This window comes from Agromyces selenitireducens, assembly GCF_052748465.2.
Map to the genome: position 1 here is coordinate 3,137,034 of NZ_CM188259.1, position 15,436 is coordinate 3,152,469.

Annotated in this window: 13 protein-coding genes; 8 read left to right on the forward strand and 5 right to left on the reverse strand. The window is 71.8% G+C overall.

Annotated features, from left to right (window positions below):
* The first annotated feature begins 372 nt into the window (after nucleotides 1-372).
* Genes ACULK4_RS14740 through ACULK4_RS14760 form a run of 5 tightly spaced genes read left to right on the forward strand, consistent with a single transcriptional unit; the run spans nucleotide 373 to nucleotide 5,644 of the window.
* Nucleotides 373-1,467, forward strand: coding sequence for a LacI family DNA-binding transcriptional regulator (locus ACULK4_RS14740; RefSeq protein ID WP_445966335.1), 1,095 nt, complete (start codon nucleotides 373-375; stop codon nucleotides 1,465-1,467).
* 12 nt (nucleotides 1,468-1,479) lie between these two features.
* The gene (locus tag ACULK4_RS14745) at nucleotides 1,480-2,757 is read left to right on the forward strand and encodes an extracellular solute-binding protein (protein ID WP_445966336.1); all 1,278 of its coding nucleotides are present in this window, start codon (nucleotides 1,480-1,482) and stop codon (nucleotides 2,755-2,757) included.
* A 13-nt stretch (nucleotides 2,758-2,770) separates the two neighbouring features.
* Nucleotides 2,771-3,727, forward strand: coding sequence for a carbohydrate ABC transporter permease (locus ACULK4_RS14750; protein WP_445966337.1), 957 nt, complete (start codon nucleotides 2,771-2,773; stop codon nucleotides 3,725-3,727).
* Entirely contained in the window at nucleotides 3,724-4,557 is an 834-nt protein-coding gene (locus ACULK4_RS14755) for a carbohydrate ABC transporter permease (protein ID WP_445966338.1), read from the forward strand. The genes ACULK4_RS14750 and ACULK4_RS14755 overlap by 4 nt, the downstream gene beginning before the upstream one ends.
* A gap of 1 nt (nucleotide 4,558) precedes the next feature.
* Entirely contained in the window at nucleotides 4,559-5,644 is a 1,086-nt protein-coding gene (locus tag ACULK4_RS14760; protein WP_445966339.1) for a glycoside hydrolase family 130 protein, read from the forward strand.
* Between the two features lie 55 nt (nucleotides 5,645-5,699).
* On the opposite strand, the gene helR is transcribed toward ACULK4_RS14760, so the two are convergent.
* Nucleotides 5,700-7,856, reverse strand: coding sequence for an RNA polymerase recycling motor ATPase HelR (helR, locus tag ACULK4_RS14765; protein WP_445966340.1), 2,157 nt, complete (start codon nucleotides 7,854-7,856; stop codon nucleotides 5,700-5,702).
* A gap of 286 nt (nucleotides 7,857-8,142) precedes the next feature.
* Here helR and ACULK4_RS14770 point away from each other — a divergent pair, with 286 nt between their 5' ends.
* Nucleotides 8,143-8,589, forward strand: a complete 447-nt coding sequence (locus tag ACULK4_RS14770; RefSeq protein ID WP_501043321.1) for a CBS domain-containing protein — start codon at nucleotides 8,143-8,145, stop codon at nucleotides 8,587-8,589.
* 173 nt (nucleotides 8,590-8,762) lie between these two features.
* Nucleotides 8,763-10,316, forward strand: coding sequence for a cytochrome bc1 complex cytochrome b subunit (gene qcrB, locus ACULK4_RS14775; RefSeq protein WP_445966342.1), 1,554 nt, complete (start codon nucleotides 8,763-8,765; stop codon nucleotides 10,314-10,316).
* 408 nt (nucleotides 10,317-10,724) lie between these two features.
* Here qcrB and ACULK4_RS14780 read toward each other — a convergent pair whose 3' ends face one another.
* Nucleotides 10,725-10,967 (reverse strand): hypothetical protein, encoded by a 243-nt coding sequence (locus ACULK4_RS14780; RefSeq protein WP_445966343.1) that lies wholly within the window; start codon nucleotides 10,965-10,967, stop codon nucleotides 10,725-10,727.
* 176 nt (nucleotides 10,968-11,143) lie between these two features.
* Here ACULK4_RS14780 and ACULK4_RS14785 point away from each other — a divergent pair, with 176 nt between their 5' ends.
* A complete protein-coding gene (locus ACULK4_RS14785; protein ID WP_445966344.1) occupies nucleotides 11,144-14,029 on the forward strand; it encodes an ATP-binding protein in 2,886 nt (961 codons plus the stop codon).
* A 15-nt stretch (nucleotides 14,030-14,044) separates the two neighbouring features.
* On the opposite strand, the gene ACULK4_RS14790 is transcribed toward ACULK4_RS14785, so the two are convergent.
* From ACULK4_RS14790 to ACULK4_RS14800, 3 genes are all read right to left on the reverse strand, one after another.
* Entirely contained in the window at nucleotides 14,045-14,317 is a 273-nt protein-coding gene (locus ACULK4_RS14790) for a DUF4242 domain-containing protein (protein ID WP_445966345.1), read from the reverse strand.
* Between the two features lie 145 nt (nucleotides 14,318-14,462).
* On the reverse strand, nucleotides 14,463-15,260 hold the full coding sequence (locus tag ACULK4_RS14795) for an SDR family oxidoreductase (RefSeq protein ID WP_445966346.1): 798 nt from the start codon (nucleotides 15,258-15,260) through the stop codon (nucleotides 14,463-14,465).
* On the reverse strand, nucleotides 15,257-15,418 hold the full coding sequence (locus tag ACULK4_RS14800; RefSeq protein ID WP_445966347.1) for a hypothetical protein: 162 nt from the start codon (nucleotides 15,416-15,418) through the stop codon (nucleotides 15,257-15,259). Before ACULK4_RS14800 ends, ACULK4_RS14795 begins: the two co-directional genes overlap by 4 nt.
* Between the last annotated feature and the right edge of the window lie 18 nt (nucleotides 15,419-15,436).

The following is a 15,436-nucleotide window of genomic DNA, read 5'->3' on the forward strand; positions in this document are numbered from 1 at the left end:
GCGGGCTCGGCGCACACCGAGCATGGGCGGCGGGCGGCGCCACCACCGCGGGCGACCCACCCGCGGATGCTTGGGAGTCCGCATCGTGGGGGCCGATGGCGCATGGCGCCCGAGACTCGGATTCTCCTGCGTTCCAGTCGCGAACCCGATGAGCGAGCCTCGACTCGCTGCCCGCTGGTCCGCCGTCGGACTACGCGCTGCATTATCACGTCAGACCTGTTAAGTCAACCCATGCGCGCACAACCGGGCGACGAGTACAGTGCGACTAAACCGGTTTAGATCGCGCCCCACCCGACACGGAGGCGCGTCGCACGAGTCGCACACGTCGGTGTGTGCGGGATCGACGCTCTCGACCGGTCGGGGGAGGCCCTCATGAGCGACGGAGCCGAGCAGGCGGCGGAACGTCCCACGATCACGGCCGTCGCGCGCCATGCGGGTGTCAGCAAGACCCTCGTCTCCTTCGCTCTGAACGGGCGCCCCGGCGTCAGCGAGCAGACCCGCGCTCGCATCCTCGCGTCGGCCGACGCGCTCGGCTGGACGCCGAGCCTGCGGGCCCGGTCGCTCAGCGTCGACCGCTCGTACGCGCTCGGCCTCGTGATCGGCCGCAGCGTCGACGTGGTCGCGGCGGATCCGTTCTTCCACGCCTTCATCGCGGGGGTCGAGAGCGAGTTCTCGACGGCGGGCCAGGTGCTCGTACTCGCGCAGGCGACGCCGGGACGCGAGGAGGCGGCGACCTACCGCGGGCTCGCGGCCGACCGGCGCGTCGACGGCGTCATCCTCACCGACCTGCGCACGGGCGACGACCGTATCGCGCTCGTGCAGGACCTCGGCCTCGCCGCCGTCACGCTCGGCCACCCCGACGTGCCGTCGCCGTTCCCCTCGGTCTCGGTCGACGACGGCCGCGGCATCCGTGCCGCAGTCGAGCACCTGGTCGACCTCGGGCATCGCCGCATCGCGCACGTCGCCGGGCCCGCCGACATGCTGCACAGCCGCCGACGTGCCGAGGCCTTCGCCGACGCGGTGGCCGCAGCGGGCATCGAGCCCGTCACCGTCGAGACGGATTTCAGTGCCGTCCACGGCGCGCACGCGACCCGCGAGCTCCTCGCGCTCGGTCCCGACCGACGGCCGACCGCGATCGTCTACTCGAACGACCACATGGCGCTCGCGGGGCTGGGTGTCGCCCAGCGCGCCGGCATCCGCGTGCCCGACGACCTGTCGATCACGGGCTTCGACAACACCGAGCTGGCAGGGCACGTCTACCCGTCGATCACCTCGGTGGCAACGGATGCCACGGCCTGGGGTGCGCTCTCGGCCCGCCTGCTCCTCGCGGCCATCGCGAAGCAGCCCGTCGAGGACGTCGACCTCGCCGAGCCGCGGCTCGTCGTCCGGGAATCGACGACGACCGCCCCGACGACGGATATTCCACGACCGAACCCGAACCCACGCGGCGCTGACGCCGCTCGCTGAAAGGAACAGGCCATGCGCAGACGAATGATGACGACGGCGATCGCGGCGACGGGGCTCCTCGCCCTCACCGCGTGCTCGGGCGGAGGGGATGACGGCGCCGAGGAGGGCCGCGGCGACATCACCATCTGGTACTCGAACAACCCGGCCGAGATCGCCTGGGGTGAGCAGATGGTCGAGGCGTGGAACGCCGAGAACCCCGACGAGCAGATCACGGCGCAGGAGATCCCCGCCGGCGAATCGAGCGAAGCCGTGATCGGCGCGGCGATCACGGCCGGCAACGCGCCGTGCCTCGTGTACAACACCTCGCCGGCTGCCGTACCGCAGTTCGAACGGCAGGGCGGACTCGTGAACCTCTCGGAGTTCAGCGACGGCGACGACTACATCACCGACCGCAGCGGCGACCTCGCCGAGCAGTACCGCTCCGAGGACGGCGCCTTCCGGCAGATGCCGTGGAAGTCGAACCCGGTGATGATCTTCTACAACAAGGCCATGTTCGCCGAGGCCGGGCTCGATGCCGAGAATCCCTCCCTCGCGACCTACGACGAGTTCCTCGAGACGGCCCGCACCATCGTCGACTCGGGCGTCGCCGAGTACGCGATCAACCCGTCGCCGACGAGCGAGTTCTTCCAGAGCTGGTTCGACTTCTACCCGCTGTACGCCGCGCAGTCGAACGGCACGCTGCTGGTGGAGGACGGCGCTTCGACGTTCAACGATGCGAACGGCGAGGCCGTCGCCGAGTTCTGGTCGACGCTGTACTCCGAGGGCCTCGCCGGCCGGGAGCAGTACCAGGGTGATTCCTTCGCCGACGGAGTCTCGGCCATGTCGATCGTCGGGCCGTGGGCGATCGCGGTCTACGGCGAGGACGTCGACTGGGGCGCCGTTCCCGTGCCGACGCAGGACGGCATCGCCGCGGAGGAGACCTACACCTTCAGCGATGCGAAGAACATCGGCATGTTCACCGCCTGCGAGAACCAGGGCACGGCGTGGGACGTGCTGAAGTTCTCGACGAGCGAGGAACAGGACGGGATCTGGCTCGAGGAGACCGGTCAGATGCCGCTGCGACAGGACCTCACCGGGACCTACCCCGACTACTTCGAGGCGAACCCCGCCTACGAGCAGTTCGGTGACCAGGCCGCCCGGACCGTCGAGGTGCCGAACGTGCCGAACTCGGTGGAGATCTGGCAGGTCTTCCGCGACGGCTACTCGAACTCGGTGATCTTCGGCGAGGAAGAGATCCCGACGTTCCTCGAGCAGGCCGCCACGGAGATCGACCAGCTCGCCCAGGGCTGATCGGAGTCGGATCATGACCGCCGTCGACGCCACACCGCGCAGCACGGCTGACGGTTCCGGCTCGGAACCCCCGAGCCCCCGCCGTCACCGGCGGCGGTGGCTCGGGGAGAACCCCCTGGGGCTGCTCCTCAGCACGCCGTACCTGGTCTTCGTCGCAGTGATCTTCGCGTTCCCCGTGGTGCTCGCGGTGTGGATGTCGTTCCAGGACTACTTCTTCGCGGCTCCCGGCGCCGACGTCGACCGCCCCTTCGTGGGGTTCGACAACTACGTCGCCGTGGTCCAGGACCCCGCCGTGTGGCGGTCGTTCGGCAACGTGGGCATCTTCCTGCTCATCAACGTGCCGCTGACCGTGGCCCTGTCGCTGCTCCTCGCGACCGCGCTCGACAAGGTGATCCACGCGCGCACCTTCTTCCGGGTGAGCTACTACGTGCCGTACGTGACCGCGTCGGTCGCCGTCGTCTCGGTGTGGCTGTTCATGTTCGCCTCGAGCGGGCTCGTCAACCAGATCCTCGGCCCGCTCGCACCCGAGCCGTCGTGGCTCATCAACTCCTCGCTCGCGATGCCGACCATCGCGCTGTTCGTCACGTGGAAGGGCCTCGGGTTCTACATCCTGCTCTACCTCGCGGCGCTCCAGAACGTGGGCAAGGAGCTCTACGAGGCGGCATCCGTCGACGGCGCCGGGGCGGTGCGCAAGTTCTTCTCCGTCACGCTCCCCGGCGTGCGACCGGCGACGGTGCTCGTGCTGCTGCTGGCCACGATCACGGGTGCGAACCTCTTCACCGAGCCCTACCTGCTCACGGGCGGCGGGGGGCCGAACGGCGCGTCGACGTCGCCGGTGCTGCTCATCTACCAGAAGGGCATCGAGCAGGGCAATCCGGATGTCGCGGCGGCGATCGGCGTCATCCTCATCATCCTCGTGCTCATCATCGCGGGGCTCCAACGCAAGTTCGTCGGGCAGGAGGAATCATGACGCGCGTCAAGACGGGACTGCGCTACCTGGTGCTCGCACTCGGCGCACTCGCGTTCCTCTTCCCCTTCTACTACATGATCGTGGGCTCGCTGCAGACCGCCCCCGACCCCACGGTGGCGGGCGCCTTCCCCGATGCCAACAACATCACGGGACAGAACTACGTCAACATCAACGAGCGGGTGAACCTCGCCCAGGGGCTGCTGAACTCCGGCATCTTCACGGGCGGCGTGATCCTCGGCACGGTCGTGTTCGGCGTGCTCGCGGGGTATGCGCTCGCCGTGCTGAAATGGCGCGGCCGCGGCGTGACCTTCGCGCTCGTGCTGCTCGTGCAGGTGGTGCCGTTCCAGCTGCTGATGATCCCGCTCTACGTGCTCATCGCCCGCGACTACGGGCTCTCGGACAGCTACCTCGGCATGATCCTGCCGTTCTTCATCAACTCGACGGCGGTGCTCATCTTCCGTCAGTACTTCCTGCAGTTGCCGAAGGACCTGTTCGATGCCGCGCGCATCGACGGCGCCGGTGAGTTCCGGCTCCTCTGGTCGGTCGCGCTGCCGCTCGTACGGCCCGCGCTGCTCACCGCGGTGCTGCTGACGTTCATCGGACCGTGGAACGAGTTCCTCTGGCCGTTCCTCATCACGAAGGAGGCGGCGCTGCAGCCGCTCGCGGTGTCGCTCGCCAACTTCATCTCGAACATCGCCGCATCCACCTCGAATCCGTTCGGGGCCATGATGGCCGGCGCGGTCGTGCTGGCCGCTCCCGCCGTGGCGTTGTTCATCATCTTCCAGCGCTACTTCGTCTCGAGCGATCTCGGCTCGGGAGTGAAAGGCTGACATGTCCTCGCACGCCGAGACGACCACCGTTCCGTACACGCTCACCCGCATCGGCGTCGTCATGCGGCCCGATCCGGGCGATGCCAACGAGGTGGAGGGCGTGCTCAACCCGGCGTCGGGCCGTGCGTCCGACGGCACGCTGTACCTGCTCCCCCGGCTCGTCGCGAAGGGCAACGTCTCGCGCGTGGGCCTGGCCCGAGTGGTCGTCGAGGGAGGCGTGCCGGTCGGCGTCGAGCGCGACGGCGTCGTGCTGGAGCCCGACCGCGGCTGGGAGCGCGGCGCCCGGCACGCCGGCGTCGAGGATCCCCGGGTCACCCGGGTCGACGCCCTCGGCTGCTGGGTCATGACGTACGTCGCGTTCGGCCCGCTCGGGCCGCGCACGGCGCTCGCCGTCTCCGACGACCTGCGCGAGTGGCGTCGACTCGGACCGGCGCTCTTCACCTTCGACGACGCCCTCGACATGGACCTCAACCTGTTCCACAACAAGGACACGACGTTCTTCCCCGAGCCGGTCACCGCGCCCGACGGCACCCGCAGCCTCGCGGTGCTGCACCGCCCGATGTGGAACCTCGACGAGACGAAGCAGGGCGAGGGCGTCCGGGTGCCGGCCGGCACGACCGATCCGCGCCAGTCGATCTGGATCGCCTACATCCCGCTCGAGGCGGCGCTCGCCGACATCCGCGCGATCACCCTCTGGAGCCAGTCGCGGCTGCTCGCGGGACCGGAGTACCCGTTCGAGGCCCTGAAGATCGGCGGGGGTCCGCCGCCGCTCCGGGTGCCCGAGGGGTGGCTGATCCTCCATCACGGGGTCACCGGCACCATCGAGGCGGGCACCGCATTCACGCATCAGCAGAAGGTCAACTACGCGGCGGGGGCGATGCTCCTCGACGCCGACGACCCCACGATCGTGCTGGCCCGGACTGCCGAACCGCTGCTCGCACCCGAGACGGAGGAGGAGCGCAGCGGCATCGTCCCGAACGTCGTCTTCCCCACCGCCATCGAGGAGGTCGACGGGGAGCACTACGTGTTCTACGGCATGGCCGACTCCCAGATCGGCGTCGCGCGGCTCGACCGCACGACCACCTGACCGCGCGACCGCCTGACCGCGCGACCGCCTGACCGCACGACCGGCACGAGGGGCGTCAGGGGCTGGTGAGGACCACGAGGCGCTGAGTCGCGCGCGTCATCGCGACGTAGCGGTCGACGGCGCCCTCGATGCCCTGGCCGAACCGGTCGGGGTCGACGAGCACGACGAGGTCGAACTCGAGGCCCTTCGCGAGCTCCGGGGTGAGCGAGCGGACGCGCGGCGTCGCCTCGAACGCGGCGTCGCCGATGACGCACGCCGTGCCCTCCGCGTGCTCGGCGAGCCACGCGTCGAGGATCGCGTCTCGCTCGTCGACCGACCCGTGCGCCACGGGCACGCCCGTGCTGCGGATCGAGGTCGGCACGTTCGCGTCGGGGATCGCCTCGCGGATCACGGGCTCGGCCTCGAGCATGACCTCTTCGGGCGTGCGGTAGTTGACGGTGAGCCCGGCGAGCTCGACGCGGGTCAGCCCGATGCGCGCGAGCCGGGCCTGCCACGACTCGGTGAAGCCGTGGCGGGCCTGTGCCCGGTCTCCGACGATGGTGAAGCTGCGGGACGGGCAGCGGCGCAGCAGCATCCGCCACTCGGCGTCGGTGAGCTCCTGCGCCTCGTCGACGACGACGTGCGCGAACGGTCCGGCGAGCAGGTCGGGATGGGCCGATGGCAGAGCGGAGTCGTCGAACAGCGACTCCTGGGCGTCCTCGACGCGCAGCATCGACATGAGCATCAGGTCGGAGTCGTCGGCGGCGATGAGGTCGGCGACCACGTCGGCCATCCGGTCGCGCTGGGCGCGCGCCGCGGCATCCGCTTCACGTCGCCGCCGGGATGCCTCGGGGTCGCCGACGCGCTGCCGGGCGGCGTCGAGGAACGGGAGGTCCTCGACGGTCCACGCCCGCGAGTCCTTGCGCTGCAGGGCCCGCACCTCGTCGGGCGCGAGCCATGGGGCGCACCGGTGCAGGTGGTCGGGCGAGGACCAGAGGTCGGCGACGACGCCGACGGGGTCGAGCATCGGCCAGGCGCGGCGCAGCATCGCGCGCAGCTCGTCGCTCTGCTCGGGCCACGCGCGCAGGGCGGCGGGCGGCATCTCGTCGGGGTCGTCGACCCGCTCGACCAGGATGTCGAGCAGTTCGCTCCACACCTCGTCGCGCGCCTCGTCGTGGGGGCCGGCGGATGCCGCGGCGTCGAACGCGACGGCCCACTCGTCGCCGCCCACGTGCACGTCGCCCCACGGCGTCTCGACGATGAGCTCGTCGGTCGGCGGCCGCTCGTACTGCCGGACGGCGGCCTCGATCGCATCGAGGAGCCGCCCCGACGACTTCAGCCGCGCGACCGCGGGATCGGGCTCGTGCTCTGCCGTCGCCCCCTCGGGGACGAGGTCGCGCACCGTGCAGGTCTGGACGCCCTCCTCACCGAGGCTCGGCAGCACGTCGGCGACGTACGACAGGTACGGTCGGCTCGGACCGACGACGAGCAGTCCGCCGCGGCGGTGCCCGAGGCGCGGGTCGGCGTAGAGCAGGTATGCGGCGCGGTGCAGCGCGATGACGGTCTTGCCCGTGCCGGGGCCGCCGTCGACGACGAGCGCGCCGCGCGAGCCGGCGCGGATGATGGCGTCCTGGTCTGCCTGGATGGTGGCGAGCACGTCGCGCATGCGCGGCGACCGGCTCGCGCCGAGGCTCGCGATGAGGGCGGAGTCGTCGTCGAGCGCGACGCCGCCGCCGTCCAGGGCATCCGGAGTGAACGCCTCGTCCCAGTAGTCGGTGATTCGGCCGCGGGTCCAGCGGTAGCGGCGGCGGCTCGCGAGGCCGCGGGGGTCCGCGTGCGTCGCGGCGAAGAAGGGCTCGGCCGCGGGCGCGCGCCAGTCGACGAGCAGGCGGCGGCCCTCCCGGTCGGCGAGGCCGAGGCGCCCGATGTAGACGGGCTCCGCGGCATCCGTCGCGACGATGCGCCCGAGGCAGACGTCGAGGCTGAAGCGGCGCAGCAGGCGGAGACGCGTGGTGAGGCGGTGGATCTCGAGGTCACGGTCGAGGGCTTGCTGGCCGCTGCCGCCCGGCGAGCGGCGCAGGGTCTCGAGCCGCGTCTCCAGGTCGTCGACGGACGTGGCGAGGCTGTCGGCGACCGCGGCGAAGTGCCGCTCGTCGGCGGCGATGTGGGCGGGGTCGGCCTTGGCGGCGAGGCGTTCGGGCAGCACGAACGTGCTGGTGGTGGCGGGGTTCACGGGGTCGCTCCGATCGTTCGGCCGACCATTCTGCGCCCCGACCCGGCCCTTGCCGCAAGACGGGGGGTCGGCGATATTCTGGAAGTGGGAGGTCGGAGCGGCCTCCCTTTCTCGTGCCCGGGCGCGCCCGTGTCGTGGCCGGGCGCGCCCCAGGACCTGACGGCGTGTCGCGTCCCCTCGGGAGGCGCCCGTCGAGACGCGACCCGGGGGCCGAGCATTCCGCCCGCGTGACTTCTCAGGCGGCATCCGTCAACCCCCGTGCGCTCGCGCGACGAGCGTGCCTACCATGCCGGACACCGTGAGAAAGGAGATCGAGATGCCTGTAGCACGAGACCTCATGACTCCGGAGCCCGCATGCGTGAAGGAGGGGCAGACCCTGGTCGAGGCGGCGCGGATGATGCGCGACCTCGTCGTCGGATCGATGCCGATCTGCGGCGACGACGACCGACTGAAGGGCATGCTCACCGATCGCGACATCGTGGTGAAGTGCATCGCGGACGGCGGCGACCCGAAGACCGTGACCGCCGGCGAGCTCGCTGAGGGCAAGCCGGTGACGATCGGCGCGGACGACGACATCCGCGAGGCGCTGGAGATGATGCAGAAGCACCAGATCCGCCGACTGCCGGTGATCGACGGGCACGACCTCGTCGGCATCATCGCGCAGGCGGATGTCGCGCGGGCCCTCTCCGACGGCGCGACCGCCGAAACGGTCGAGAAGATCTCGCAACCGTAGGGCGGAGCGTTTCGCGAGCGCGCGACGCAAGCGGAACGGATGGCCGGGGCCCCTTGGGCTCCGGCCATCCCCGCGCGCGGGCCCGGCCCGCCTGGTGAGGTTTCGGGCAAGCGGATGTCACAGATCGCGGTGCTGCGGGGTCGTATGGGTGAACCCGTCGTGAGGAGCAGCTCATGCCCAGCACCGTGACCGACCGGCTCGCGGCATCCGTCGGCAACACCACGTTCTTCGGCCGCAGGCTCGGTGATGTCGTCGCCGCGGCCCGGCGCCGCCGCGTGCCGACCCACTGGTCGAACCTGTTCGGCGTCGTGACCCTCGCCTGCCTCGTCGTCGTCACGCTCACCGGCCTGTGGCTGATGTTCTTCTACACGCCCTCGAGCGCCACGACGACATACCGCGGCGTGTACATGCCGCTGCACGGCGCGGAGGTGTCGCAGGCGTTCGCCTCGACGATGCGGATCACGTTCGACGTGCCCGGCGGCCTGCTCATGCGGCAGGCGCACCACTGGGCGGCGCTGCTGCTGCCCGCATCGATCATCGTGCAGCTGCTGACGACGTTCTTCACGGGGGCGTTCCGTCGGCCGCGGCGCGGGATGTGGGTGCTGCTGTTCCTGATCTTCATCGCTGCGCTGGCGGGCGGATGGAGCGGCTACGCGCTGCCCGACGACCTCCTCTCGGGCACGGGGCTGCGCATCACGGAGGGCATCGCGCTCGGCATCCCGGTCGTCGGCACGTGGGTCGCGTCGCTGCTGTTCGGTGGACCGTTCCCGGGCGAGGTCATCGCGCACCTGTACCCGCTGCACGTCGCGGTCGTGCCGGCGCTGCTCATCGCGCTCGTCGCGGCGCGCGGGTACGCCGCGTGGCGGGTGGGCCCGCCGCAGTTCCCGGGGCTCGGACGCACCGAGTCGAACGTCGTGGGCGTGCCGATGTGGCCGACCGCGGCCGCGCGTGCTGGCGGACTGTTCGCGTTCGTGACGGGGTTGCTGCTGCTCGTCTCCGCGACGGTCACGATCAACCCCATCTGGCTGTACGGTCCGGCCTCGTCCGGCGACGCGGGTGCAGGAAGCCAGCCGGACTGGTACACCGGGTTCCTCGACGGGGCGCTGCGGCTCGTGCCATCCGGTTGGGAGGTCGTCTGGTTCGACCGAACCTGGACGCTCGCGATCCTCGTGCCGCTCGCCGTCGTCACCGTCTACCTGCTCGCCGTCGTCGCGTACCCGTTCGTCGAGGAGTGGATCACGGGCGACCGCCGCGACCACCACCTGCTCGACCGCCCGCGCAACGCGCCGACCCGCACCGCGATCGGCGTCGCCGGCATCGTGTTCTACGGCACGCTCTGGGCCGCCGGCAGCGCCGACCTGATCGCGACCCACTTCGGGGTGAGCTTCGAGGGCGTGATCGGGGCGCTGCAGGCGACGCTCGTGCTGGGCCCGGTCGTCGCGTTCTCCCTTGCCCGGCGCGTGTGCCTCGGGCTGCAGCGGCGCGACCGCGACGTGCTCCTGCACGGGTACGAGACCGGACGCATCGTGCGCCTGCCGGGCGGCGAGTACGTCGAGGAGCACCGCCCGGTCGCGGCGGCCGAGCGGGCGCGGCTCACCTCCGGCGCGGGGATCGAACCGCCGGCGCTGCGCCCGCTCGAGCTGCGCCCCGACGCGCGCGGCGCGCTGCCGCTGGGGCGGCGGGTGCGGGTGCGGATGTCGCGGTGGTTCCTGTCGGATCGCGCCTGATCGCGTCAGCTTCCGCCAGACCGCAGGATGAGACGGCTCATGGCGCGGATATGGAGGGTCTGACCGCGCTCCTCCTGCGGTCTGGCGCGCGATCTCGGCGCGCGAGCGCCGGCGCCGGCTCGGGAGCGACGCCGCGCCGTATCCGCCCGGTACGCGGCATCCCGGTTCCGACACGGGGCGACGGCTCATCGGGCCATCAGTACGTGGTCGCATGACGCCGGCCGACGCCGCATCGGATCCGGTGCCCGGGGCCACGGCGGCCCCGGACGCGGCATCCGCTCGACCGGCCCGGCGCGACCCGCCGAGCAGACTCGCACCGCTCGGTCGGACGCATGAGAATCCGGGTCGCGCGGCCCCGGACGGGGCCACGACCCGGTTTCTCATGCCGTTCGGCGTCGAGGCCCTGCCTCACTGAGCCGGCTGAAGCGGCGACAGGTCGTCCTCGACCGGTCCGGTGGGCGCGGTGCACAGGCCCTCAGGGGCGCGCTCGCGGATCCATGCGGGTCCGTTGCACACTTCGGTCGACGGCATCCGGACCCGAGCCGATCCGGTTCCCGGACCGTCGCCGGACTCCCCCTCGGACACGCCGCACCCGGCGAGGACCGCCAGGGCCAGGGCTGCCGGGATGGCGAGGAACGCGCGTGCGTTCATGATCCGTTCCCTTCCTTTCGTGCGGCTTCCGGCTGGAATGCCGCTGACCTCACGGTAGGAACCGGCACCGCGGCGCCACATGACGCGAGTCGCCCATCTTCGGCACGCCGGCGACCTCGACGACGTAGTCAATTCGGACCATCGCCGAGCGGCCGGCCGCGCACTATGGTGAGCCCATGGGGGATTGGCCCGCCCCGCCGTTGCCGGCGGGCTGGACGATATCGGGGCAGCCGCCGTTCGTCGCGCGACAGGACGAGGTCGCGGCGATCGAGACTGCGTGGGCCGACGTCGTCGGGGGCGCGGGCCGCGCGGTCTTCGTCAGCGGCGAACCGGGCTCCGGCAAGTCTCGGCTCGTGAGCGAGGTCTGCACGCGCCTGCACGCGGACGGGGCTGCCGTGCTCTTCGGCTCGTGCATCCAGGAGCTCGGTGCACCGTTCGAGCCCTTCGACGAGCCGCTGCGGGTGCTGTTGCCCACCTACCGTGAACAGGCGTCGGATGGCGTCGGCGTCGAGTCGGGCGAACTTCTCGAGCGCGTGCTCGATCGATCGATCCCGGATGCCGCGACGCGAGCGGCGAGCCAGGATCGCGTCCTCGATGCCGTCGTCGACGTGCTGCACGTCGCAACCGCGGCGCGGCCGGCGGTGCTGGTGCTCGACGACCTGCACTGGGCGGGGCCCGCCGCGATCCGGCTGCTGAACAGGGTCGTCACGGCGATGCGGAGGGACGGGCTCCTGCTCATCGGGACCCTGCGCAGCGCTCCGCCCGACCGGTCGGACGCACTCACCGACGTGCTCGCCGCGCTCTCCCGCCTCGACCGGGTGCAGCGCATCGAGCTCGCGTCGTTCACCAGCGAGGAGATCACGGACTACGTCGTCGTCTGCGCCGGCCTGACGCGGGCCGGTGCCCGCGAATCGGCGGAGGTGCTCGGCGACCTGACGGGCGGCAACCCGTTCCTCCTCCGGGCGATGTGGCGCCGCGTGGTGGAGGCCGAACGTCGAGGCGACCAGCGCGTGATCGAGCTGCCGGACTCCGTCGGCGACCTGGTGCTGTCGCGGCTCGCGACGCTCGACGCCGCCCAGCGGGAGGTGCTCCAGCTCGCCGCGGTGCTCGGCCAGGAGGTCGACCTCAGCGAGGTGATCGGGCTCAGCGCGGCATCCGTCGACGTCACCCTCACCGCGATGGATGCCTCGGTGCACCTGGGACTCATCGAGCCGCCGCGCACGGCCGGCGACCGATACCGCTTCCCGCACGCCATCGCCCGCCAGGCCGTGGTCGACGCCATGCCGAACAGCGAGCTGCTCCGCACGCACGCGCGCATCGCGCAGGGGCTCGAATCCGACTTCGCGGCGGCGCCGCGTCTCGTCCAACGGCTCGCGCACCACTACGAGGCCGCACGAGCGCTCGGGTTCGGCGATCGCGCCGTGACCTACCTCGGCCGGGCCGCGGAGCTCGCCGAGGGCCGCTACGCGTACGAGGATGCGGGCCGGCTCCATGAGCGCGCGGCCTCCATCGCGACCGACGGCGAGGAACGCGCCGAGTTGCTCATCCGCGCGGCGGCGGACTGGGATCTCGCGGCCGACACGTCCCACGCTCGCGACCTGTACGAGCAGGCGGCCGACGCGGGCACCCCCCGGCAGCGGCTGCGCGCGGCGATCGGGTACGAGGACGCCTCCTGGCGGCCGGGTCACCTCGGGCACCGCGCACTCGAGCTGCTCTCAGCTGCGATCGACGGCATCCCGGAGGATGAGGACGACCCGCTGTACGTCGAGGCACTGGGTTCCCGCGCCCGGGCGACGGCGTTCACCGGCGCGGTGGACGAGGCGGAGCGGCTCGGCGACCGAGCGGTCGAGCTCGCGCGCAGGCTGGACGATCCCCTCGTACTCGCCTCCGTGCTGCGGTCGACCTCGACCCTGACGCTCCGGCCGCGTGGGATCGCGAAGCGGCAGGAGCGCTCGCTCGAGCTCCTCGCCCTGACCCGCCCGATGAACAACGAGTGGATGGCGGCCGCGACGCTGCACATCTTCGCGAACTCCTACCTCCTCGGCGACCGTGACGGCCTCGACGATTCCGAGCTGGAGATGGTCAGGCTGACCCGGCAATGGGGCGGCCATTGGAACTACTGGTTGGCGTGCGTCCGGTTCGGGCGGGCCCTCCTTGCGGGGAGGTTCGACGCCGCGGCGTCGGCGGGTCGCCAGGCCCAGCACCACGAAGTCGCGTTCCGGTCCGATGCCACGGGCGGCGCGAGTGCGGTCCAGGGGTTCATGCTGCGCCGGGAGACCGGGCGTCTCGAACGCGTCCGTCCGCTGATCACCGGGGACGAATCGCCCGCCGACCGTTGGCCGACCGGACTGCTCGCGCTGTACACCGAGCTGGGGCTCGAGGCGCCGACACGTCGGTTGCTCGACTGGCACCTCGACCACGTGACGCCGGAGGACTCCGACTCCAGCGACTGGCCGGCCCGCCTGGTGTTCATGACGGAAGCGGCACTCCGGCTCGGCGACGCCGAGGTCGCACGACGCCTGCATCGCTGGCTCTCCGACTACGCCGGCCTCAACCTCATGTCGGGCATCTTCCTCGCCCCGTTCGGTCCCGCCGACTGCTACCTCGGCGAGCTCGAGTCGTTGACCGGCACGGGCGCGCCGCTCGAGCGTTTCGAGCGCGCGCTCGAGCTCGCCGAGCGGACCGACGCGCCGCTCCACGTCGCGCGTACGTCGTCGGCGATGGCCGTCCACCTGCGTCGCGTCGACCCCGGATCGCGCGAGGCGAAGGCCTGCGCCGAGCGAGCCCGGTCGATCGCCGAGCCCGCCGGGATGGTGCGCGTGCTCCGTTCGCTCGACGCCGTCGCCGCGACATCCGGCCCCGAGGCACCCGGCGGCCTCACCGCACGGGAGCGCGAGGTCATCGGACTCATCGCCGAGGGCAGGAGCAACCGCGACATCGCCGCGCGCCTCGTGATCAGCGAGCACACCGCCGCGAACCACGTGCGGAACATCCTGATCAAGATCGGCGCGGAGAACCGCACGCAGGCGGCGATGTACGCGCGCGAGCGCGGGCTCGCGTGACCCGGCGGAGGCGGGCTAGTTGATGCCGGCCAGGAGCCCGTCGGGCATCACCCGGCCCGTGACCTCGGTGACGACGTCGGCCGGCAACCCGGCCCGCACGGCCGCCGCGCGGATCGCCTCGATCGACGGCGCCTCGTACAGGCAGTAGCTCTTGCGGTGATCGATCGAGAGGAACGAGTAGAGCCAGCGGACCTCCTCCTCATCGTTGATGAGGTTGATGTCGGGCGCTGCCTCGACCGGCACCACGACCTCTTCGGCGTAGTTGCGTTCGATGATGTAGTACGGCATCAGTCCCCCTTGATGCGTGTGGGACACAGGGTACTCCCGACGGCGGCTCGCGGTGCGCCTCGACCGCCGGGAGCGGCTCGGCGCCGGCACAGGCTCGGCCGCCGGCACACCAACCCCCGCGAGGGGACGCAACCGCCGTGCCTGGTCAGGGCGCGACGGCGTGTCGCGTCCCCTCGCGGCGCGGGCGCACCGGCACGTGGTCGGGCGACCGCAGCCACTCGTCGAACGTGATGCGCCCGCGGAGCGCGTCGTCGCCGCCGCGCACGACGCCGGTCGCGAGCGACTTCCCGAACGGCCTCGGGAACCGCACCTCGAGCACGCCGCGACGCACCCCGTCGAACGCGTACATGCGCCGCACCAGGTCGGCGAGGCGCTCGTCGCGCGGTCCGGCGAGGTCGCGGGCGCGTCCGCCGACCGGCTCGCCCTCGGCGACCTCCAGGAGCCGGGCGCCCACCTCGCGCGCTGCCACGGGCCGCATCAGCGCCTTCGGTATCACCGTGAGCGGCCCGAACGTCGTCTGCTCTGCGACCTGCGCGGCGAACTCGAGGAACTGCGTCGCCCGCTGGATCGTGTGCGGCACGGTGCCGCCTTCGACGAGCCGCTCCTGCGCGAGCTTGCCCGCGTAGTGGCCGTCGTCGATGCCGTCGATGCCGACGATCGACAGCGCGACGTGGTGGCCGACGCCCGCGTCGGCCCCGGCGCGCAGCAAGTTGCCGGTGACGTTCGTGAAGAACTCGCGCGCGCGGCGCCCCGACAGGCTGACGACGCTGGTCACGTCGATCACGGCGTCGATGCCGTCGAGCGCGCCCGCGAGTCCGGCGCCGGTCTCGAGGTCGTGGCCATTGCGGCGCGTGAGCACCGTGACGTCGTGCCCTCGCGCCTCGGCGGCGGCGACGACGTGGCGTCCGACGGTGCCGGTTCCCCCGGCGACGGCGATCCTCATCGGGTCACCTCCTCGTGCGCGGTGCGGGCATGGGTGCGAGCGGATGCCGCGGGGCGGGCGGATGCCGCAGGGCCGGCGGATGCCGCGGGGCCGGCGGGACCGGCGTCATCCGTCATGCCCGTGGCCCGCGCGGGCCCGACCGTGTCGATTCTGTTCATACCAGTACTGACGACGTC

Coding starts and splice junctions, on each gene's coding strand:
- ACULK4_RS14740 (WP_445966335.1), top strand. CDS start 373: ATGAGCGACGGAGCCGAGCAGGCGGCGGAACGTCCCACGATCACGGCC.
- ACULK4_RS14745 (WP_445966336.1), top strand. CDS start 1,480: ATGCGCAGACGAATGATGACGACGGCGATCGCGGCGACGGGGCTCCTC.
- ACULK4_RS14750 (WP_445966337.1), top strand. CDS start 2,771: ATGACCGCCGTCGACGCCACACCGCGCAGCACGGCTGACGGTTCCGGC.
- ACULK4_RS14755 (WP_445966338.1), top strand. CDS start 3,724: ATGACGCGCGTCAAGACGGGACTGCGCTACCTGGTGCTCGCACTCGGC.
- ACULK4_RS14760 (WP_445966339.1), top strand. CDS start 4,559: ATGTCCTCGCACGCCGAGACGACCACCGTTCCGTACACGCTCACCCGC.
- ACULK4_RS14770 (WP_501043321.1), top strand. CDS start 8,143: ATGCCGGACACCGTGAGAAAGGAGATCGAGATGCCTGTAGCACGAGAC.
- qcrB (WP_445966342.1), top strand. CDS start 8,763: ATGCCCAGCACCGTGACCGACCGGCTCGCGGCATCCGTCGGCAACACC.
- ACULK4_RS14780 (WP_445966343.1), bottom strand. CDS start 10,967: ATGAACGCACGCGCGTTCCTCGCCATCCCGGCAGCCCTGGCCCTGGCG.
- ACULK4_RS14785 (WP_445966344.1), top strand. CDS start 11,144: ATGGGGGATTGGCCCGCCCCGCCGTTGCCGGCGGGCTGGACGATATCG.
- ACULK4_RS14790 (WP_445966345.1), bottom strand. CDS start 14,317: ATGCCGTACTACATCATCGAACGCAACTACGCCGAAGAGGTCGTGGTG.
- ACULK4_RS14795 (WP_445966346.1), bottom strand. CDS start 15,260: ATGAGGATCGCCGTCGCCGGGGGAACCGGCACCGTCGGACGCCACGTC.
- ACULK4_RS14800 (WP_445966347.1), bottom strand. CDS start 15,418: ATGAACAGAATCGACACGGTCGGGCCCGCGCGGGCCACGGGCATGACG.